18 protein-coding genes are annotated in these 19,113 nt (G+C 71.6%); 9 read left to right on the top strand and 9 right to left on the bottom strand.

Going from position 1 to position 19,113, the window contains the following annotated elements; translation table 11 throughout:
* Nucleotides 1–2,278: transglycosylase domain-containing protein (locus tag ACFXA3_RS10155; RefSeq protein WP_385184526.1), on the bottom strand; the 2,278-nt coding region annotated here is incomplete at its 3' end.
* A 397-nt stretch (nucleotides 2,279–2,675) separates the two neighbouring features.
* Here ACFXA3_RS10155 and ACFXA3_RS10150 point away from each other — a divergent pair.
* Nucleotides 2,676–3,026, top strand: a complete 351-nt coding sequence (locus ACFXA3_RS10150) for a WhiB family transcriptional regulator (RefSeq protein ID WP_030299276.1) — start codon at nucleotides 2,676–2,678, stop codon at nucleotides 3,024–3,026.
* 62 nt (nucleotides 3,027–3,088) lie between these two features.
* Here the strand turns inward: ACFXA3_RS10150 and ACFXA3_RS10145 are convergent, their stop codons facing one another.
* Both ACFXA3_RS10145 and ACFXA3_RS10140 read right to left on the bottom strand, forming a co-directional pair.
* Entirely contained in the window at nucleotides 3,089–4,306 is a 1,218-nt protein-coding gene (locus ACFXA3_RS10145) for an ArsA family ATPase (RefSeq protein ID WP_385184533.1), read from the bottom strand.
* Between the two features lie 101 nt (nucleotides 4,307–4,407).
* Nucleotides 4,408–5,388 carry an ArsA family ATPase gene (locus ACFXA3_RS10140; protein ID WP_385184523.1) on the bottom strand — a complete coding sequence of 327 codons (981 nt, stop codon included), beginning with the start codon at nucleotides 5,386–5,388 and terminating at the stop codon, nucleotides 4,408–4,410.
* Between the two features lie 100 nt (nucleotides 5,389–5,488).
* On the opposite strand from ACFXA3_RS10140, the gene ACFXA3_RS10135 reads away from it, so the two are divergent.
* The 5 genes from ACFXA3_RS10135 to ACFXA3_RS10115 all read left to right on the top strand — a co-directional run bounded on the left by ACFXA3_RS10135 (nucleotide 5,489) and on the right by ACFXA3_RS10115 (nucleotide 8,235).
* Nucleotides 5,489–5,650, top strand: a complete 162-nt coding sequence (locus ACFXA3_RS10135; protein WP_007264966.1) for a DUF4177 domain-containing protein — start codon at nucleotides 5,489–5,491, stop codon at nucleotides 5,648–5,650.
* Nucleotides 5,647–6,117 (top strand): RidA family protein, encoded by a 471-nt coding sequence (locus tag ACFXA3_RS10130; protein ID WP_385184520.1) that lies wholly within the window; start codon nucleotides 5,647–5,649, stop codon nucleotides 6,115–6,117. The genes ACFXA3_RS10135 and ACFXA3_RS10130 overlap by 4 nt, the downstream gene beginning before the upstream one ends.
* Before the next feature lie 89 nt (nucleotides 6,118–6,206).
* Nucleotides 6,207–7,106 carry an NUDIX hydrolase gene (locus ACFXA3_RS10125; protein WP_385184518.1) on the top strand — a complete coding sequence of 300 codons (900 nt, stop codon included), beginning with the start codon at nucleotides 6,207–6,209 and terminating at the stop codon, nucleotides 7,104–7,106.
* Nucleotides 7,103–7,948, top strand: coding sequence for an MBL fold metallo-hydrolase (locus ACFXA3_RS10120; RefSeq protein WP_385184515.1), 846 nt, complete (start codon nucleotides 7,103–7,105; stop codon nucleotides 7,946–7,948). The genes ACFXA3_RS10125 and ACFXA3_RS10120 overlap by 4 nt, the downstream gene beginning before the upstream one ends.
* A complete protein-coding gene (locus ACFXA3_RS10115; protein WP_385184512.1) occupies nucleotides 7,945–8,235 on the top strand; it encodes a hypothetical protein in 291 nt (96 codons plus the stop codon). Before ACFXA3_RS10120 ends, ACFXA3_RS10115 begins: the two co-directional genes overlap by 4 nt.
* Before the next feature lie 175 nt (nucleotides 8,236–8,410).
* Here ACFXA3_RS10115 and ACFXA3_RS10110 read toward each other — a convergent pair whose 3' ends face one another.
* Nucleotides 8,411–9,223: a nucleotidyltransferase domain-containing protein gene (locus ACFXA3_RS10110; RefSeq protein WP_385184509.1), complete on the bottom strand. Its 813-nt coding sequence runs from the start codon at nucleotides 9,221–9,223 to the stop codon at nucleotides 8,411–8,413.
* 110 nt (nucleotides 9,224–9,333) lie between these two features.
* Nucleotides 9,334–10,008 (bottom strand): Crp/Fnr family transcriptional regulator, encoded by a 675-nt coding sequence (locus tag ACFXA3_RS10105; protein WP_003981529.1) that lies wholly within the window; start codon nucleotides 10,006–10,008, stop codon nucleotides 9,334–9,336.
* Nucleotides 10,009–10,361: 353 nt separating this feature from the next.
* Between ACFXA3_RS10105 and nth the strand changes: the two genes are divergently transcribed.
* From nth to ACFXA3_RS10090, 3 genes are all read left to right on the top strand, one after another.
* On the top strand, nucleotides 10,362–11,138 hold the full coding sequence (gene nth / locus ACFXA3_RS10100) for an endonuclease III (RefSeq protein WP_385184506.1): 777 nt from the start codon (nucleotides 10,362–10,364) through the stop codon (nucleotides 11,136–11,138).
* A gap of 279 nt (nucleotides 11,139–11,417) precedes the next feature.
* Nucleotides 11,418–12,113 (top strand): NUDIX hydrolase, encoded by a 696-nt coding sequence (locus ACFXA3_RS10095; protein ID WP_385184530.1) that lies wholly within the window; start codon nucleotides 11,418–11,420, stop codon nucleotides 12,111–12,113.
* Nucleotides 12,114–12,126: 13 nt separating this feature from the next.
* The gene (locus ACFXA3_RS10090) at nucleotides 12,127–13,329 is read left to right on the top strand and encodes a MarP family serine protease (RefSeq protein WP_385184528.1); all 1,203 of its coding nucleotides are present in this window, start codon (nucleotides 12,127–12,129) and stop codon (nucleotides 13,327–13,329) included.
* 389 nt (nucleotides 13,330–13,718) lie between these two features.
* Here ACFXA3_RS10090 and ACFXA3_RS10085 read toward each other — a convergent pair whose 3' ends face one another.
* The 4 genes from ACFXA3_RS10085 to acs all read right to left on the bottom strand — a co-directional run bounded on the left by ACFXA3_RS10085 (nucleotide 13,719) and on the right by acs (nucleotide 18,912).
* The gene (locus ACFXA3_RS10085) at nucleotides 13,719–14,678 is read right to left on the bottom strand and encodes an alpha/beta fold hydrolase (RefSeq protein ID WP_385184503.1); all 960 of its coding nucleotides are present in this window, start codon (nucleotides 14,676–14,678) and stop codon (nucleotides 13,719–13,721) included.
* Nucleotides 14,675–15,133, bottom strand: a complete 459-nt coding sequence (locus ACFXA3_RS10080; protein WP_385184500.1) for a phage holin family protein — start codon at nucleotides 15,131–15,133, stop codon at nucleotides 14,675–14,677. Before ACFXA3_RS10080 ends, ACFXA3_RS10085 begins: the two co-directional genes overlap by 4 nt.
* A gap of 113 nt (nucleotides 15,134–15,246) precedes the next feature.
* Entirely contained in the window at nucleotides 15,247–16,680 is a 1,434-nt protein-coding gene (nhaA, locus tag ACFXA3_RS10075; protein WP_385184498.1) for a Na+/H+ antiporter NhaA, read from the bottom strand.
* 234 nt (nucleotides 16,681–16,914) lie between these two features.
* Nucleotides 16,915–18,912, bottom strand: coding sequence for an acetate--CoA ligase (gene acs, locus ACFXA3_RS10070; RefSeq protein WP_385184495.1), 1,998 nt, complete (start codon nucleotides 18,910–18,912; stop codon nucleotides 16,915–16,917).
* Nucleotides 18,913–19,113: the final 201 nt, after the last annotated feature.

Below are 19,113 nucleotides of genomic sequence, written 5' to 3'. Positions count from 1 at the left end.
TCTGTGTATAAGAGACAGCGCCCGGGTCCAGGGGGATGTCCGGGAACGGGTTCGTCGGGGTGTTGCCGCCGGTGGCGCCCGCCGCCGTCTGGCCGCCGGGGCGGCCGCCGGGCTTGTTGTCGCCGCCCGGCTTACCGGGCTTACCCGGCTTGCCCGGCTTGTTCGGGGTGGGGTTCGGGTTCGTGCTGGGCCGGCCGCCGCCGGTCGGCATGCCGCCGTCCGTGATGTTCACCGTGGTGAAGTTCGGCGCCTCCCGGCCCGACAGTGCGCCCGTGACCGCCTGCTTCCAGATCGGGCCGGGCAGCCCGCCGCCGTAGACCTTGTCGTAGTACTGGCCGCCGATGGTGATGTTCTCCATCGACACCTGCTTGGAGCCGCCCGAGCCGACCCACGTCGCGCCGGCCATGTTCGGCGTGTACCCGACGAACCAGGCGTTGTAGCGGCTGTCGGTGGTTCCGGTCTTGCCCGCGTTCTGCCGGTCGGTCAGGCCCGCGGCCGTACCCGTACCGGAGTCGACCACGCCGAGCAGCAGCGTGTTGATGGTGTCGGCGGTCTTCTCCGACATCACGCGGTCGCACTGGGACTTCGGCACGGCCAGCGCCTTGCCGTGCGAGTCGGTGATGGACTCCAGGGCGACGGGGGTGCAGTGCACGCCGCGGTTGGCGAAGGTCGCGTACGCGTTCGCCATGGTCAGCGGCGACATGCCCTCGGTGCCGAGCGCGATGGCCGGGACCTCGGGGAGCTTCGTCCCGTCGGCCGGGATCACGCCGAGCTTGGTGGTCATCTCGGTCACGGGGCAGAGCCCGTTCTCGGAGATCATCTCCACGAAGTAGGTGTTGACCGACTTGGCCATCGCGTCCTGCATGCCGTACGGGCCGCGCTCGGACTCGGACTCGTTCTCGACCCGGTCGTGGGAGGTGTTGACCCACGGCTTGTCGCCGCAGGTCTCCACCGGGCTCGGGTACTCCATGTCGTGCGGGGACGGGTACGTCTTGCCCGCCGGCACGCCCTTCTCCAGGGCCGCGGCCGCGACGAACGGCTTGAAGGTCGAGCCGGTCGGGAAGCCGAAGCTCGATCCGCCCATCCGCTTGTCCACGGAGAAGTTGATCTGCGTCTCGTTCTTGCCGAAGCCGTACGGCTTGGACTGGCCCATGGCGAGCACGCGGCCGGTGCCCGGCTGTACCAGGGTGACGGCCGTGGCGACCTTGTCGTCCTGGTTGACGTGCTCCTTGATCGAGTCGTTGACGGACTCCTGCGACTGCGGGTCCAGCGTCGTGCGCACGGTCAGGCCGCCCTGGTTCCAGAGCTTGGCCCGCTCCTCGCGGGTCTTGCCGAACACCGGGTCGGTCAGGAAGGTGTTGCGCACGTAGTCGCAGAAGAAGCCCGCGCCCTTGACGGCGGTGATGCAGCCGTTCTTCGGCCGCGTCACCTTCAGCGTCACCGGCTTCTTCTTGGCCTCGTCCGCCTCGGCCTGCGAGATGTCCTTCATGTCGGCCATCCGCTGGAGGACGACGTTGCGGCGCTTCATCGCCTCCTGTGCGTCGTTCACCGGGTCGAACCGGCTCGGCGACTGCACGACGCCGGCCAGCAGCGCCGACTCGTCGAGGGTGAGGTCCTTGGCCGGCTTGCTGAAGTAGCGCTGGGCGGCGGATTCGATGCCGTACGCCTGCTGGCCGAAGTACGTGATGTTGAGGTAGTTCTCGAGGATCTTCTTCTTCCCGAGTTCCTCCTCGACCTGAATCGAGTACTTCAGCTCGCGGACCTTGCGGCCCAGGCTCTTCTCCTGGGCCTCGCGCACCTTGGTCTCGTCGTCGCCGGCCTCCTCGACGAAGACGTTCTTCACGTACTGCTGCGTCAGCGTGGAGGCGCCCTGCGCGGCTCCGCCCTCCTGCGCGTTGCGGTTGGCCGCGCGCAGGATGCCCTTCAGGTCGACCGCGCCGTGCTCGTAGAAACGCGAGTCCTCGATCGCGACGATCGCCTTCTGCATGTACGGGGAGATGGCCGTGAGCGGCACCACCTGCCGGTCCCGCGAATAGACCGTGGCGATCAAGCCACCTTCGGCGTCCAGAATCGTCGTGCGCTGACTCAGCGGCGGTGTCTTCAGATTGGCCGGGATCTCGTCGAATCCCTCGACCGTGCCCTTCGCGGCGAGCCCGAGGGCGCCTGCGCCCGGGATCGCGATGCCGGCCAGGACGACTCCGGAGAGAACGGACACCCCGAGGAACTTGGCGGCCTGCTGCGGCCCCGTGAGCCCGGCGCCCGAGCGCTTCTTTCCCATGGAGGGCAGCCTACGTTCTCATTCGCCGGACACGCGCGAATGCCTTGGCCTAAGCTGTCCCCAACTGTCACAGCAGTGTGGTGCGACATCAACCCCTCGGCTTGATTTTCACCCTTCCCGAATGGGGTGGACATATGTCCGAATCCCGCCCCTCACTCTGACGGTCGTTCGTCCGCGGTCCGCCGATTCCATCCGAATTGCCGGAATGGTCGGGCATGTCGCCGGATCACTCCGTCGGGTGATCTGCCGCTTACCCATAGTCCGTTCGGACCATTCAAGATTGGGCCCGTCGGGGGTGTTGCGCCGTGGCCGCCTTCCGTAACGTCCTCAACTGGCAGCGGTGAATATGCCGCTACCGCCGTGGGGGAGCCTCGATTCGGGAGAGGACGGCGCCGGGATGGGCTGGGTTACCGACTGGAGTGCGCAGGCAGCCTGCCGCACTACCGATCCGGATGAACTGTTCGTTCAAGGAGCGGCACAGAACAGGGCCAAGGCGGTGTGCACCGGGTGTCCGGTGCGGACCGAGTGCCTGGCCGACGCGCTCGACAATCGTGTCGAGTTCGGCGTGTGGGGCGGAATGACCGAGCGGGAGCGTCGCGCATTGCTGCGCCGGCGTCCCACCGTCACCTCGTGGCGACGGCTGCTCGAAACCGCTCGCACGGAGTACGAGCGCAGTACGGGCATCCTCACCGTGGATGTCGATGCGGAGATCGACGTTCCGTACGAGACGTACGCGGCAGCCGGGTAGACCCCCCGCGCCATCCCGCGTACGAGTGCCTCCGCACCCGGAGGCGCCCGTCGTACGAACGCCTACGCTCCGGCCGGAACCCCGGCCGCGAGTCGCTCTCCGATGGCCCGTAGCCCGGCGAGGTCGTGCACATCGCCGGGCAGGGCGGCCACTTCGGCCACCGGCACCTCGGGGTGCAGCGAGGTGAAGCGATCGCGTGTGCGCTGTTCGCGCGCGATCACCTGCATCCGTTCGGCGTGCAGGCGCAGCAGCCCTGCGGTGATCTCGTCCACGTCGGCATCGGCATCGGGGTCTGAGGGGGAGTCGGCCGAGTCACGAAGTCCAGCTTTCCCGGACTCCTGATCGACAATGCCGCCCTCTTCAAGATTCTCTGCGGCGGCCAACGCCCGTTCGGCGGACAGCTGGTCGGCGCCGCTGCCGTGCACCCGGTTCAGTACGAGTCCGGCGAGCGGCATGTTCTCCGCGGCCAGCCGCTCCACGAAGTACGCCGCCTCCCGGACCGCGTCCGGCTCGGGCGCCGCGACCACCAGGAACGCCGTGCCCGGAGCCTGGAGGAGCCGGAACGTCGCGTCCGCGCGGGTGCGGAACCCGCCGAACATCGTGTCCATCGCCGCCACGAACGTCTGTACGTCCTTCAGCAGCGAGGCGCCCATCAGCTTGCTCAGCGTGCCCGTCATCAGGGACATGCCGACGTTGAGGAACTTCATCCCCGCCCGGCCGCCCACCTTGGCCGGAGCCATCAGCACCCGGATGAACTTCCCGTCCAGGAAGGACCCCAGCCGCTTCGGCGCGTCGAGGAAGTCCAGCGCGGACCGGCTCGGCGGGGTGTCCACGACGATCAGGTCCCAGTCGTCCCGCGCCCGCAACTGGCCCAGCTTCTCCATCGCCATGTACTCCTGCGTGCCCGCGAAGCCGGCCGACAGGGACTGGTAGAAGGGGTTCGCGAGGATGGCCTGCGCCCGCTCGGGGTCCGCGTGACCCTCGACGATCTCGTCGAAGGTCCGCTTCATGTCGAGCATCATGGCGTGCAGTTCGCCGCCGTCGACGCCCGTCACCTTGCGCGGGGTGTTGTCCAGCGAGTCGATCCCCATCGACTGGGCGAGCCGGCGCGCCGGGTCGATCGTCAGCACGACCACCTTCCGCCCGCGCTCGGCCGCCCGGACGCCCAGGGCCGCGGCGGTGGTGGTCTTGCCGACCCCGCCCGCGCCGCAGCAGACGATGATCCGCGTCGTGGGGTCGTCCAGCAGCCGGTCGACGGCCAGCCGGGGCGCAGTGTCCATTCCGATGCCCGCCTTCGTCCCCGCGTCCGCGGTGGTGGTCCCGGTGGTGGTTCCTGTGATGGTCCCGGTGGTCTGTGCGGTCGTCGTCGCGGTGGACCCGCTCATTCCCCGCCCGCCTGCTTCCGGAGCTCGGAGGCCAGTTCGTACAGCCCGGCCAGATCCATCCCCGCGCCGAGCAGGGGGAGTTCGTACGTCGCCATGTCCAACTGCCCCAGTACGGTGCGCTGCGCGCGCTCCAGCTCCACCCGGCCCGCGTGCTCGGCGGCCTGCGTGAGCAGCGGGTCCACCAGCCGCTCCGCGAGCCCGCCGCGCCGCGCGCCGCCCAGGCCCGCCCGGGACAGCGCCCTGGCCACGTCGGCCCGGCGCTCGCCGGCGGCGGCCCGCAGGGCGTCCTCGTCCAAGTGGTGCGGCCGCACCATGTTCACGACGACCCGCCCCACCGGCAGCCCCGCCTCCCGGAGCTCGGCGATCCCGTCGGCGGTCTCCTGGACGGGCATCTCCTCCAGCAGCGTGACCAGGTGGACGGCCGTCTCCGGGGACTTGAGCACCTTCATGACGGCCTGCGCCTGGTTGTGGATCGGCCCGAACCGGGCCAGCCCCGCCACCTCGTCGTTGACGTTCAGGAAACGGGTGATCCGTCCCGTGGGCGGCGCATCCATGATCACGTGGTCGTAGACGAACGCGCCGGCCTTGTCCTTGCGCCGGACCGCCTCGCACGCCTTGCCCGTCAACAGCACGTCCCGCAGCCCCGGCGCGATGGTCGTCGCGAAGTCGATGGCGCCGAGCTTCTTGAGGGCGCGGCCGGCGGAACCCAGCTTGTAGAACATCTGGAGGTAGTCCAGCAGGGCGCGCTCGGCGTCGATGGCCAGTGCGAAGACCTCCCCGCCGCCCGACGCGACGGCGATCTTCCGCTCCTCGTACGGGAGCGCCTCCGCGCCGAAGAGCTGCGCGATCCCCTGCCTGCCCTCGACCTCGACGAGGAGCGTCCGTCTGCCCTCGCGCGCGAGGGCGAGCGCGAGTGCCGCGGCGACCGTGGTCTTTCCGGTTCCGCCCTTGCCGCTGACCACCTGGAGCCTGCTCACAGCCTCTGAGCCTAACCACTCGCCCCACGGGCCGCGCATGAGCCTCCCCCGGCGTCCGGCCGGGCGGACCCGCGCGGCGACAGGCGTTACGCTCGCCCCCATGACCAAGAAGTTCGAATACGCGACGGTCCCGCTGCTGGTCCACGCCACCAAGCAGATCCTGGACACCTGGGGCGAGGACGGCTGGGAGCTCGTCCAGGTCGTGCCCGGCCCGAACAACCCCGAGCAGCTCGTGGCCTACCTCAAGCGGGAGAAGGCATGAGCGGCGCTGTCGAGGCGAAGCTGGCCGAACTCGGCCTGACCCTGCCGGAGGTCGTCCCGCCGCTGGCCACGTACCAGCCGGCCGTGCGGTCGGGCGCGTACGTGTTCACCGCGGGACAGCTCCCGATGGTCAAGGGCAGCCTCCCGGTCACCGGCAAGGTCGGCGCCGAGGTCTCCGCGGAGCAGGCCAAGGAGCTGGCCGCGACCTGCGCGCTGAACGCGCTGGCGGCCGTGAAGTCCGTGATCGGTGACCTGGACAAGATCGTGCGCGTCGTGAAGGTCGTCGGCTTCGTCGCCTCGGCCCCCGACTTCACGGGTCAGCCGGGCGTGCTCAACGGTGCGAGCGAGCTGCTGGGCGCGGTGCTCGGCGAGAAGGGCGTGCACGCCCGCAGCGCCGTCGGCGTGGCGGTGCTCCCGCTGGACGCCCCCGTCGAGGTCGAGATCCAGGTCGAGATCGCCGCTTCCTGAGGCACTGCCCCCGAGGCACTGCCCGGAGTGCCCCGGCCCATCGCCGGGGCACTCTCGAACATCGGGCCGGATCCCCGTAGCATCCCGTCATGCCGAATGGTCAGCACGGTCAGCAGCAGCCCCCCGCCGGAGGCCAGTGGTACCCGCCGGAATGGCCGGACCGCATCCGCGCGCTCATGGACGGTTCCCTCGTTCCGGTGGAACCCCGCCGCGCCGCCACGGTGATGCTCCTGCGCGACACCCCCGCCGGTCCCGCCGTGCACATGCTGCGCCGCAAGGCCTCCATGGCCTTCGCCGGCGGCGCGTACGCCTACCCCGGCGGCGGCGTCGACCCGCGCGACGAGGACCACCTCGTCGGCTGGGCCGGGCCGGGCCGCGACGCCTGGGCCGACCGCCTCGCCACCGATCCCCGGACCGCGCAGGCCATCGTCTGCGGAGCCGTCCGCGAGACCTTCGAGGAGGCGGGCGTCCTGCTCGCCGGCGAAACCCCCGACACCGTCGTCGGCGACACCACCGGCGACGACTGGGAAGCCGACCGGGAGGCCCTCGTCGCCCGCCACCTGTCCTTCGCCGAGTTCCTCGACCGCCGGGGCCTGCTGCTGCGCTCCGACCTGCTCGGCGCCTGGGCCCGCTGGATCACCCCGGAATTCGAGCCCCGCCGTTACGACACCTGGTTCTTCGTCGCCGCCCTCCCCGAGGGCCAGCGCACCCGCAACGCCTCCACCGAGGCCGACCGGACCGTCTGGATCCGCCCCGCGGACGCCGCCGCCGGCTACGACAAGGGCGAACTGCTGATGATGCCGCCCACCATCTCCACGCTGCGCTCGCTGGAGCCGTACGGGAGCGCCGCCGGCGCCCTCGCCGCCGCCACCGCCCAGGACCTGAACCCCGTACTGGCCACGGCCTCGCTGGACAACGGCGAGCTGGTGCTCAGCTGGCCGGGGCACGACGAGTTCACCAAGCACGTCCGCCTCGGAGGCACCCCGTGACCAGCGCCGCCGCTCTGCCCGGACAGCCCCGCGGAATCGTCACCTCGGGGCCCGCCACCGCCCGCGCGGTCAACATCCTGGCCCCCAACGCGTCCGCGATGACCCTGGACGGCACGAACACCTGGCTCGTCTCGGAGCCCGGCTCCGAGCTGGCCGTCGTCATCGACCCCGGCCCGCTGGACGAGGCCCACCTGCGCGCCGTCGTGGAGACCGCCGAACGGGCGGGCAAGCGGATCGCGCTGACCCTCCTCACCCACGGCCACCCCGACCACGCCGAGGGCGCCGGCCGCTTCGCCGAGCTCACCGGCACCAAGGTCCGCGCCCTGGACCCCGCCCTGCGCCTCGGCGACGAGGGGCTCGGCGCCGGCGACGTGATCCGGACCGGCGGTCTGGAGCTGCGCGTGGTCCCGACGCCCGGCCACACCGCCGACTCGCTCTGCTTCCACCTGCCCGCCGACCGCGCCGTCCTGACCGGCGACACCGTCCTCGGCCGCGGCACCACCGTCGTGGCGCACCCCGACGGCCGCCTCGGCGACTACCTGGACTCCCTGCGCCGGCTGCGTTCGCTGACGGTCGACGACGGCGTGCACACGGTGCTCCCGGGCCACGGGCCGGTCCTGGACGACGCACAGGGCGCCGTGGAGTTCTACCTGGCCCACCGGGCGCACCGGCTCGCACAGATCGAGACCGCGGTCGAGGACGGCTTCATCACCCCCGAGGCCGTGGTCGCCCGCGTCTACGCGGACGTGGACCGCTCGCTGTGGCCCGCCGCGGAGTGGTCCGTACGGGCGCAGCTGGAGTACCTTCAAGATCACGGACTGATCCCGGGGGGACCTGAATGACCACGCTGTTCCTGCTGCTCGCGCTGCTCGCCACGGCCGCCTGGATCACCTCGACGGTGACCCTGCGGATGAAGGCCCTGGAGCGGCGCTCGGAGCGGCTGGAGCGGCGGCTGGGCCTGGTCCTGGACCACTTCGGCATCGAGGAGCCGGAGCCGGCCGGGCTGGACGAGGTACGGGCGCTGGTGCGCGCCGGCCGCACGGTCGAGGCCATCCGTGTCTACCGGCGGGTCACCGGGGCGGACCTGCTGGAGGCGAAGCAGGCGGTCGAGGCCCTGACGGACGTCTGACCCAGGCCCTGACTGAGGCCTTGGCCGAGGTTCTGGCCGTGCCCCTGACGGAGGCCTTGGCCCAGGTCCTGGCCGTGACCCTGACGGAGGCCTTGGCCCAGGTCCCGGCCGTGACCTTGGCAGAGGCCCCAGCGGCGGTCCGGGCCGGCGCCCGGCCCTCGCGCGACGGCCGCCTTCAGCCGGACCCCTGGCGGGGCGTCCTGGTGCCGTGGCGGGCCGTGTACTCGTCCGCGAGCCACGGGCCGAGGTCGTCCAGGTACGCATGCAGCACGGCCGGGTCCGCGGTCGGGTCCAGCGCCACCGCCGCCGCGGCCCGCATCTGCGCGGCGCGCTCCGGGTAGTACTGCCCGAAGGCCTCCGCGGACTCGGCCAGATCGCTCGTCCACCCGCCCCACCGGGGCATCACGAGGGTGAACCCGGTGCGCACCAGGTGCCGTGAGAAGGACCGGCTGAGCCGCCGGCGCTCGGCGGGGGTCGCCGCCGCCCGCACCCTGGCCCGCCAGCGGGGGAGCACGGCGGCCAGGTCCCCGTTGGTCTCACGGGCGAGCAGGCTGTCCGGACGGTAGCGCGGGAGGTGCTCGGCGAGGTCCGCACCGAGCAGCGGGGTGCACAGGCAGGCGAGGAACCAGCCCATGTCGAAACGTTCCTGCTCGCTCAGCAGGGTGCCCTTGCCGTAGAGCAGGACGCCGGCGCCGTCGATCTCGGCGAAGTCGTCGTCGAGCCCGCGCGCCAGCACCTCGGCGGTGTCCCGGTCCTCGTCGCCGGGCTCGTGGTGCAGGGCGAGGAGCAGGTCGAGGTCCGAGCGCCCCGGCCGGGCCGTCCCGCGCGGCACCGACCCGTACAGGTAGGCGCTGTGCAGCCGCTGCCCGTAGGCCTCGGGGATCCGCGCGCGGGCGGCGGCGACGACGGGCGCGAAGGCGCTCTGGATCCGGCCGAGCGACCCCTCGCGCTCGATGTATCCGTACGCGTCCAGCCCTCTGCCCTGCATGGCCCCACTCTCCCCGTCGGCCCGCGGGGACCGGGCCCCGCCGTGGGCCGAACGCACGGAAGGGCCCCGCCCGTCGGGCGGAACCCCTCCACGTACGAGCGGAACGGCGGTCAGCGCGAGCGCTTCGCCAGCCGCTCCACGTCCAGCAGGATGACCGCACGGGCCTCCAGACGGAGCCAGCCGCGGCCCGCGAAGTCCGCGAGGGCCTTGTTGACCGTCTCGCGGGAGGCACCGACCAGCTGGGCCAGCTCCTCCTGCGTCAGGTCGTGCACGACGTGGATGCCTTCCTCGGACTGCACGCCGAAGCGGCGCGACAGGTCCAGGAGGGCGCGGGCGACGCGGCCCGGGACGTCGGAGAAGACCAGGTCGGACATCTGGTCGTTGGTCTTGCGCAGGCGCCGGGCCACCGCGCGCAGCAGCGCGGTCGCGACCTCGGGCCGGGCGTTGAGCCACGGCTGGAGGTCGCCGTGGCCGAGGCCCAGCAGCTTGACCTCGGTCAGGGCGGTGGCGGTGGCGGTGCGCGGGCCGGGGTCGAACAGCGACAGCTCGCCGATCAGCTCGCCGGGGCCGAGGACGGCCAGCATGTTCTCGCGACCGTCGGGGGAGGTGCGGTGAAGCTTCACCTTGCCCTCGGTCACGACGTACAGCCGGTCGCCGGGGTCGCCCTCGTGGAACAGGGCGTCACCGCGTGCGAGGGTCACCTCGCCCATGGAGGCGCGGAGCTCCGCGGCCTGCTCGTCATCGAGCGCCGCGAAGAGCGGGGCGCGCCGCAGAACGTCGTCCACGAGTCTCTCTCCTATGTCGACCAGCTCAGGGGACCGTGCTCCCCATTTTGCCGGACGGCTCAAACAGTGCGATCAATCACAAGGATGCCGGACAGACGGGCGTGCTGTGCGGCGAGAGGCCAATCGGAGTGGTGTTACCTGAGGTCCAGGCGGGTGTCAGCGCCCGGCCTTAGGCTGGCCGGGTGTCCAATAAGCCGGTGAGAGCACAGGCCAAGGGGTCCGCAGGAGTGACGGGCGGCCTCGATTCAGCTGTGGGCGAACAAGCCCCCGAGAAGGCGTCCGGGAAGCCCCGGAAGACGCCGCCGAGGCCCGCGGGCAAAGCTTCGGCCAAGAAAACGGAATCGCGGCTGGGCATGGTGCGCCGAGCCCGCCGCATCAACCGCGAGCTGGCCGAGATCTACCCGTACGCCCACCCCGAGCTCGACTTCCGGAACCCCTTCGAGCTGCTGGTCGCCACGGTCCTCTCCGCCCAGACCACCGACCTGCGCGTGAACCAGACGACCCCGGCCCTGTTCGCCGCCTACCCGACCCCCGAGGACATGGCCGCGGCCGTGCCGGAGGAACTGGAGGAGATCATCCGGCCGACCGGGTTCTTCCGGGCGAAGGCGCGTTCCCTGATGGGCCTCTCGCAGGTCCTGCGGGACGACTTCGGCGGCGAGGTCCCGGGCCGGATCGAGGACCTGGTGAAGCTGCCCGGAGTCGGCCGGAAAACGGCCAACGTGGTCCTCGGCAACGCGTTCGGCGTCCCGGGGATCACCGTGGACACCCACTTCGGCCGGCTGGTGCGCCGCTGGAAGTGGACCGAGCAGGAGGACCCGGAGAAGGTCGAGGCGGAGATCTGCGCGATCTTCCCGAAGAGCGAGTGGACGATGCTCTCGCACCGGGTCGTCTTCCACGGCCGCCGGATCTGCCACGCCCGCAAGCCCGCCTGCGGCGCCTGCCCGATCGCCCCGCTGTGCCCGGCGTACGGGGAGGGCGAAACGGACCCGGAGAAGGCCGGGAAGCTGCTGAAGTACGAGAAGGGCGGCCAGCCCGGACAGCGGCTGAGCCCTCCGCCGGACTACCCGGGGCTCCCGGCCGCGCCGCTGGGCGGCGGGCCGGACGGCCTCCCGGTCGCGGGCGCGCAGTGAGCCCGGGCTCGGGCTGAGCGGGGATCGCGGGCTCGGGCTGAGCAGGGATCGCGGGCGCCGGTCGGGGGGCCGCGAGCACGGAGCACGGCCACGGGCCGCCGCACGGCGGTCCGCGCAGGAACGAATCCGGCCCGGGGCCGCGTTGTCCCCGTATCGGGACGGCGGCGGTGCCGGCGCCGGAGTCGGCGACGGCAGGGAGCAGGGGTGCCTATGCCGCGCGGAGCGCGGGACGAGAGCGGCGTGGCCCAGGCGGCCGCGCCGCCCGGGCAGGGCCAGGGGATGCGGGGCGCCCCGTACGAGGACCACGGCGGTCCGCGCGTGAGCAGCCAGGGCCTGCCCGGGTGGCTCGACCCCGTCGTGGAGGCGGTGCGGACGGTCCGGCCGACCCAGCTCAGCCGGTTCCTGCCGCCCGAGGACGGCCGCGGCCGCCAGTCCGCCGTGCTGATCCTGTTCGGCGAGGGCCCCCGCGGCCCCGAACTGCTGCTCATGGAGCGCGCCGGGAGCCTGCGCTCGCACCCCGGGCAGCCCTCGTTCCCCGGCGGCGCCCTCGATCCGGAGGACGGCGACCCGCACACCGCCGGCCCGCTGCGCGCCGCCCTGCGCGAGGCCGAGGAGGAGACGGGCCTCGACCCCGCCGGCGTCCAGCTGTTCGGCGTTCTGCCGCGCCTGTACATCCCGGTCAGCGAGTTCGTCGTGACCCCGGTGCTCGGCTGGTGGCGCGATCCCAGCCCCGTCGGCGTCGTGGACCCGGCCGAGACCGCCCGCGTCTTCACGGTTCCCGTGGCCGATCTCACGAACCCCGATCATCGCGTCACGGCCGTCCACCCGAGCGGCCACCTGGGCCCCGCTTTCACCGTCGAATCGGCCCTGGTCTGGGGTTTTACCGCCGGAGTCATCGACCGGCTGCTGCATTTCGCCGGGTGGGAGCAGCCGTGGGACCGCTCCAGGCAGGTCCCGCTCGACTGGCGCGCATGAGACGGTGACCCTCGTGAACGTGCTGGACATCCTTTTGCTGGTCGCTGCCGTGTGGTTCGCGATCGTCGGCTACCGCCAGGGGTTCGTCGTCGGCATCCTGTCGGTGATCGGCTTCCTCGGCGGCGGTCTCATTGCCGTGTCCCTGCTCCCGCTGATCTGGGACCGGGTGACCGACAACGGCACCCAGGTGTCCACCACGGTCGTCGTGATCGCCGTGGTCGTGATCATCGTGTGCGCCTCGATCGGGCAGGCCCTCACCACGCATCTGGGCAACCGGCTGCGGCGCCACATCACGTGGTCGCCGGCTCGCGCCCTCGACGCGACCGGCGGGGCCCTGGTCAACGTCGTCGCGATGCTGCTGGTGGCGTGGCTGATCGGCTCGGCGCTCGCCGGGACGTCACTTCCCACACTGGGCAAGGAAGTCCGCAACTCCAAGGTGCTGCTCGGCGTCTCGCGGGTGCTGCCCGCCCAGGCCAACACCTGGTTCTCGGACTTCAGCTCCACCCTCGCGCGCAGCGGCTTCCCGCAGGTCTTCAGCCCGTTCTCGAACGAGCCGATCACCGAGGTGAAGGCACCCGACCCGGCGCTCGCCCGCAGTCCCGTCGCCGAGGCGGCCAGGCGCTCGATCGTGAAGGTCGTCGGTACCGCGCCGAGTTGCAGCAAGGTGCTGGAGGGCACCGGCTTCGTCTTCGCGCCCGGCAAGGTGATGACCAACGCGCACGTCGTCGGCGGGGTCGGCGAGCCCACCGTCCAGATCGGCGGCGAGGGCAAGCTCTACGACGGCAAGGTCGTGCTCTACGACTGGGAGCGCGACATCGCCGTCCTGGACGTGCCCAAGCTGAAGGCGCCCGCGCTGGAGTTCACCGACAAGGACGCGGTGAGCAGCAGCGACGCGATCGTCGCCGGCTTCCCCGAGAACGGCTCGTACGACGTCCGCGCCGCCCGCGTCCGCGGCCGGATCAACGCCAACGGCCCGGACATCTACCACCGCGGCACCGTCCGGCGCGACGTCTACTCGCTGTTCGCGACCGTCCGCCAGGGCAACTCCGGCGGCCCGCTGCTGACGCCCGAGGGCAAGGTGTACGGGGTCGTGTTCGCGAAGTCGCTCGACGACCCCAACACCGGGTACGCGCTGACGGCGGACGAGGTCCGCGACGACGTCCGGATCGGGAAGGTCTCCGACCGGCGGGTCGACAGCCAGGGCTGCGCCCTCTGATCCGTACGGGACGGGGTGCCCGTACGGGCACGGATCGCCTTGCGGGACCGGGCGCGGAGCCGGCTACGTCCGTGGATGGCGCAGGCGGGCGGAGACCCAGCGGGCCCGCCTGCGCAGGATGCGCGGAATCCCGAGTCGGGGGTCGTGGCCGTCCCGGCCCGTCCTCCCGTGCGTGCCCGGCGTCGCTGCCGGGCGGCGTTCGCGTGCGGTGTCACCGTAGTCGTGCGTCCAGCCCATACAACGAGCTGTGCCCGGGCCCCAAGGTCGGTAACCCCGTCCGGGGCGGCCAATTGGCCTATGCGCCGGGCAATTGAATGCCCGTAGGACCATCGCACTGACGGTCGCACAGGCAGTCGTGCTGACAAGCGTGCTGACCGTCGGTCAGGCGGTCAGCGGTCCGGTTCGGGGTCCTTGAGCCAGTTCACCAGCTCGGTCGAGAAGGCGGCGGGGTCCTCCTCGTGCGGGAAGTGCCCGAGGCCGTCGAACAGCCGCCACCGGTACGGGGCTTCGACGTACTCTCCGGAGCCGGCCGCGCTGCGGGTGCGCATCACCGGGTCGAGCGAGCCGTGCAGGTGCAGCGTCGGGACCCGCACCGGACGCTTCATCCGGCGGTTGAACTGGAGCCCGTCCGGCCGGGCCATCGAGCGCATCATCCAGCGGTACGGCTCGATCGAGCAGTGCGCGGTGGACGGGATGCACATCGCCCGCCGGTACACGGCGAGGTCGTCCGCCTCGGGGGGCACCGGACCGGACCAGTCCCGGATCAACTCCCCGACGAGCGCCCCGTCGTCCGCGACGAGCTGCCGCTCGGGGATGAACGGCCGCTGGAAGCCCCAGATGTGCGAACTCGCCCGGGTCTGGCCGAAGTCGGACAGCATCGCCGAGCGCCAGCGCCGCGGGTGCGGCATCGAGGACACCACGAGCCGGCGCACCAGCTTGGGCCGCATCACCGCCGCGGTCCAGGCGAGGTAGCCGCCCAGGTCGTGTCCCACGAGGGCGGCGTCCGGCTCGCCGAGGGAGCGGATGACCCCCGTGATGTCGAGCGCCAGGTTGGCGGGGTCGTAGCCGCGCGGGGTGCGGTCGCTGCCGCCCACTCCGCGCAGGTCCATCGCGACGGCCCGGTACCCGGCGTCGGCGAGCGCGACCAGCTGGTGCCGCCACGTCCACCAGAACTGCGGGAACCCGTGCAGCAGCAGCACCAGCGGTCCGTCACCGAGTTCGGCGACGTGGAACCGGGCCCCGTTGGCCGCGACGTCCCGGTGGGTCACCGTTCTCCCGCCGGGCACGTCGATCCTGACCGCCGTCGCGGCGGTGGGCGGAGTGCTGGAGTCCGCAGAGGGGGCTGTCATGAGGACGAGCGTGCCACACCCACGGCCTGGTCACTCACCGGCCGCGGATGCGGCTTGACGGTCCCGACGACCGCCGCGGTCTGCTTGACCGAGGCGATGGTCTTCTCCGGCGGCTTGACCTTCTTGAACTTCGACATGGCCATCAGCGCCAGCAGGCCCGCGAGCAGCAGGAACGCGACGCCGACGATGAGGAACGACCAGGCGAGCCCGAGCCCGAGGTTGTGGATCCCGTAGGCCGCGGCGAAGCTCAGCACGGGCAGGGAGAACAGTGCGAACACCCCTGCGATGGAGATGGCGGCGCCGCCGATGCCCGCGCGCTTGACGTCCTGGCGGATCTCCGCCTTGGCGAGGGCGATCTCGTCGTGCACCAGGGCGGACATCTCGGCGGTGGCCGAGGCGACCAGCTGGCCGAGTGTGCGCTCGGCTCCCTGCGCCCCTTGGTCCCCTGCGCTCATCGCTCTCTCTCCCTCTGTCATCTGCCGTCGTGCGGTCGTCGTGCGGTCGTCGTGCTTCGTCCGTCCGGCGCCGGGGCGGCGGCTGTCCCGCGCCGTCGCGGCGTCAGTTCAGATCATGCCGGACGGTCGCCCTCGGCGCTGGACCCGGCTGCCGCTTTGAGCGCGGCGGCCGCGGCGGTCTCGGCCCTGCGGCGGTGCTCCGCGGCCTTCTCCTCGTAGATCTTCGCCATCCGCAGGTGGTACTCCGGCTTGTCCTGCTCGTAGATGTCGGGGATGCCGTCGCGGTCCTCGTCGCGGTCCTCGTCCTCGGTGAGGGCCCGGTACTTGCGGTTGCGGAGCTTGAGCATGACGCTCGCGACGACGGCGGCGATGAGGGAGCCGATCAGGACGGCGGCCTTGACCTCGTCGGTGAGAACCGGGTCTCCGGTGAAGGCGAGCTCCCCGATGAGGAGGGAGACGGTGAAGCCGATGCCGGCGAGGGAGGCCACGGCGAGCACGTCCGGCCAGGCCAGGTCCTCGTTGAGCTCCGCCCTCGTGAACCGGGCGGCCAGCCAGGTGCCGCCGAAGATGCCCACCGCCTTGCCGATGACCAGGCCGAGGAGGACACCGAGCGTCTCGGGGCGGGTGAAGACCTGGGCGATGGCCTTGTCGGAGAGGGAGACCCCGGCGGAGAAGAGCGCGAAGAGCGGGACCGCGAGGCCGGCCGAGAGGGGGCGGACGAGGTGTTCGATGTGCTCGCCGGGGGAGGTGCTCTCGCCCTCCTTGCGGGTGCAGCGGAGCATCAGGCCCATGGCGACGCCGGCGATGGTGGCGTGGACGCCGCTGTTGTACATCAGGCCCCAGATGACCAGGGCGAGCGGGACGTAGATGTACCAGCCGTGGACGCCCTTGCGAAGCAGGATCCAGAAGAGGACGAGCCCGGCGACCGCGCCGCCGAGGGCCGGGAAGTCGATCTCGCTGGTGAAGAACACTGCGATGATCATGATGGCGAAGAGGTCGTCGACGACGGCGAGGGTCAGCAGGAAGGCGCGCAGGGCGGACGGCAGCGAGGTGCCGATGACCGCGAGGACGGCGAGGGCGAAGGCGATGTCGGTGGCGGTCGGGACCGCCCAGCCGTTCATCGAGCCGCCGCCGGCCGTGTTGACGAGTACGTAGACCAGCGCGGGCACGGCCATGCCGCAGACGGCGGCGATCACCGGGAGGGCGGCCGCCTTCGGGTCGCGCAGATCGCCCGCGACGAGCTCGCGCTTGAGTTCGATGCCGGCGACGAAGAAGAAGACGGCGAGCAGACCGTCGGCCGCCCAGTGCTGGATCGAGAGGTCCAGGCCGAGGGCGGCGGGGCCGATGTGGAAGTCGCTGACGGTGGCGTAGCTGTCGGAGAGGCCGGGGATGTTCGCCCACAGCAGGGCGGCGATCGCGGCCACCAGGAGGAGCACGCCGCCGACGGTCTCGGCGCGCAGGGCGTCGGCCACGAAGCGCCGCTCGGGCAGGGAGAGCCTGCCGAGGAACTTGCGGCCGTGGCGGTCGGTGGGGCTGGGCGCGGCCACGGGGGGACACCTCCGGGTGGTGGGACGGCATGGCGGAACTCGTTGCCGACCAGACTTCCCGGCGCACCCTGTGGACGTGCTTTTTTACGCTTCCCATACTTTACAGGAGCGCGCGAGGGTGAATCCGGCGATCTTCACTTTATGCGCGAAAGGGGCATCCGGCGTGATGTGTCGGATGCCCCTTTCGTGCGGTGTCGCTCAGCGTGCCGCTCAGCGTGCCGCCCGGTGTGCCGCTCAGTCCTCGCTGGAGGCGCTGGGCAGCTTGCTCTGGATCAGGTCCATGACCGAGGAGTCGGCCAGCGTGGTGACGTCACCGACCGCGCGGTCCTCGGCGACATCGCGCAGCAGGCGGCGCATGATCTTGCCCGAGCGGGTCTTCGGCAGCTCCTGCACCGGGACGATCCGCTTCGGCTTGGCGATCGGGCCCAGCGTGGCGCCCACGTGGTTGCGCAGCTCGGCGACCAGGGTGTCGGTCTCGGAGGCGCTGCCGCGCAGGATCACGAAGGCCACGATGGCCTGGCCGGTGGTCTCGTCCTTGGCGCCGACCACGGCCGCCTCGGCGACCGACGGGTGCGAGACCAGCGCCGACTCCACCTCGGTGGTCGAGATGTTGTGGCCGGAGACCAGCATCACGTCGTCCACCCGGCCCAGCAGCCAGATGTCGCCGTCCTCGTCCTTCTTGGCGCCGTCGCCCGCGAAGTACTTGCCCTCGAAGCGGGACCAGTACGTGTCGACGAAGCGCTGGTCGTCGCCCCAGATGGTGCGCAGCATCGAAGGCCACGGCTCGGTGAGGACCAGGTAGCCGCCCCCGCCGTTCGGGACCTCGTGGCCCTCGTCGTCCACGACGGTGGCGCCGATCCCGGGCAGGGCGCGCTGCGCCGAGCCCGGCTTGGCCTCGGTGACGCCGGGCAGCGGCGAGATCATCATGGCGCCGGTCTCGGTCTGCCACCAGGTGTCCACGATCGGGCAGCGGTCGCCGCCGATGTGCTTGCGGTACCAGATCCAGGCCTCGGGGTTGATCGGCTCGCCGACCGAGCCCAGCACGCGCAGGCTCGACAGGTCGAACTTCGCGGGGATGTCGTCGCCCCACTTCATGAACGTGCGGATCGCCGTGGGCGCGGTGTACAGGATGGTGACGCCGTACTTCTGCACGACCTCCCAGAACCGGCCCTGGTGCGGGGTGTCCGGCGTGCCCTCGTACATCACCTGGGTCGCGCCGTTGGCGAGCGGCCCGTAGACGATGTACGAGTGCCCGGTCACCCAGCCGATGTCGGCGGTGCACCAGTAGACGTCGCTCTCCGGCTTGAGGTCGAAGACGGCGTGGTGGGTGTACGCGGCCTGCGTGAGGTATCCGCCGGAGGTGTGCAGGATGCCCTTGGGCTTCCCCGTGGTCCCCGAGGTGTACAGGATGAACAGCGGGTGCTCGGCGTCGAAGGCCTGCGGGGTGTGCTCGGCGGACTGGCGGCCGACGACCTCGTGCCACCAGACGTCGCGGCCCTCGGTGAAGGCGGTGTCCTGGCCGGTGCGCCGCACGACGAGCACGTGCTCGACCTGCGGGCACTTGGCGACGGCCTCGTCGATGGCCGGCTTGAGGGCGCTGGGCTTGCCGCGCCGGTAGCCGCCGTCCGCGGTGATGACCAGCTTGGCGTCGGCGTCCTGGATGCGGGAGGCCACGGCGTCGGCGGAGAAGCCGCCGAAGACCACCGAGTGCGCGGCGCCGACGCGGGCGCACGCGAGCATCGCGACGACGGCCTCGGGGATCATCGGCAGGTAGACCGCGACCCGGTCGCCGGCCTGGACGCCCAGCTCGGTCAGGGCGTTGGCGGCCTTGGAGACCTCGTCCTTGAGCTCGGCGTACGTGATCGCACGGCTGTCGCCGGGCTCGCCCTCGAAGTGGATGGCGACGCGGTCGCCGTTGCCGGCCTCGACGTGGCGGTCCACGCAGTTGTACGCGACGTTCAGCTTGCCGTCCGCGAACCACTTGGCGAAGGGCGGGTTGGTCCAGTCGAGCGTCTCGGTCGGCTCGACGTCCCAGGTCAGGCGGCGGGCCTGCGTGGCCCAGAAGCCCAGCCGGTCCGCCTCGGCCTCGGTGTACGCAGCCCGTGTCACATTGGCGGCGGCGGCCAGATCGGCAGGCGGTGCGAACCGCCGCTCCTCCTTGAGCAGATTGGCCAGGCTTTCATTGCTCACGACATCTCCCTTTCCCAGGGTGTCCGTTGTGTCCCCGGGCATAGCTCATCAGTCGGCGGCCCCGGTGACAAGGGGTAGCCGAAAATTGGTTTAGACCTATAGCACGGCCGGGCCCATGCGCAGAGTGGCGGGGCGCGGCGCCCCCGGGGGGGGGGGGGGGGCTCCGCGGGGGGGCCCACACCCTCGCTGTTTGTGTTGGGCGCCCGCAAGCTCTCGCCGGGGGGGGGCGGGGGGGGGGGTCTG

The sequence above is a fragment of the Streptomyces sp. NPDC059456 genome (assembly GCF_042750055.1).
Lineage (GTDB): Bacteria > Actinomycetota > Actinomycetes > Streptomycetales > Streptomycetaceae > Streptomyces.
Note: the sequence above shows the minus strand (reverse complement) of the source record. Positions and strands in the feature narration are given on the sequence as shown.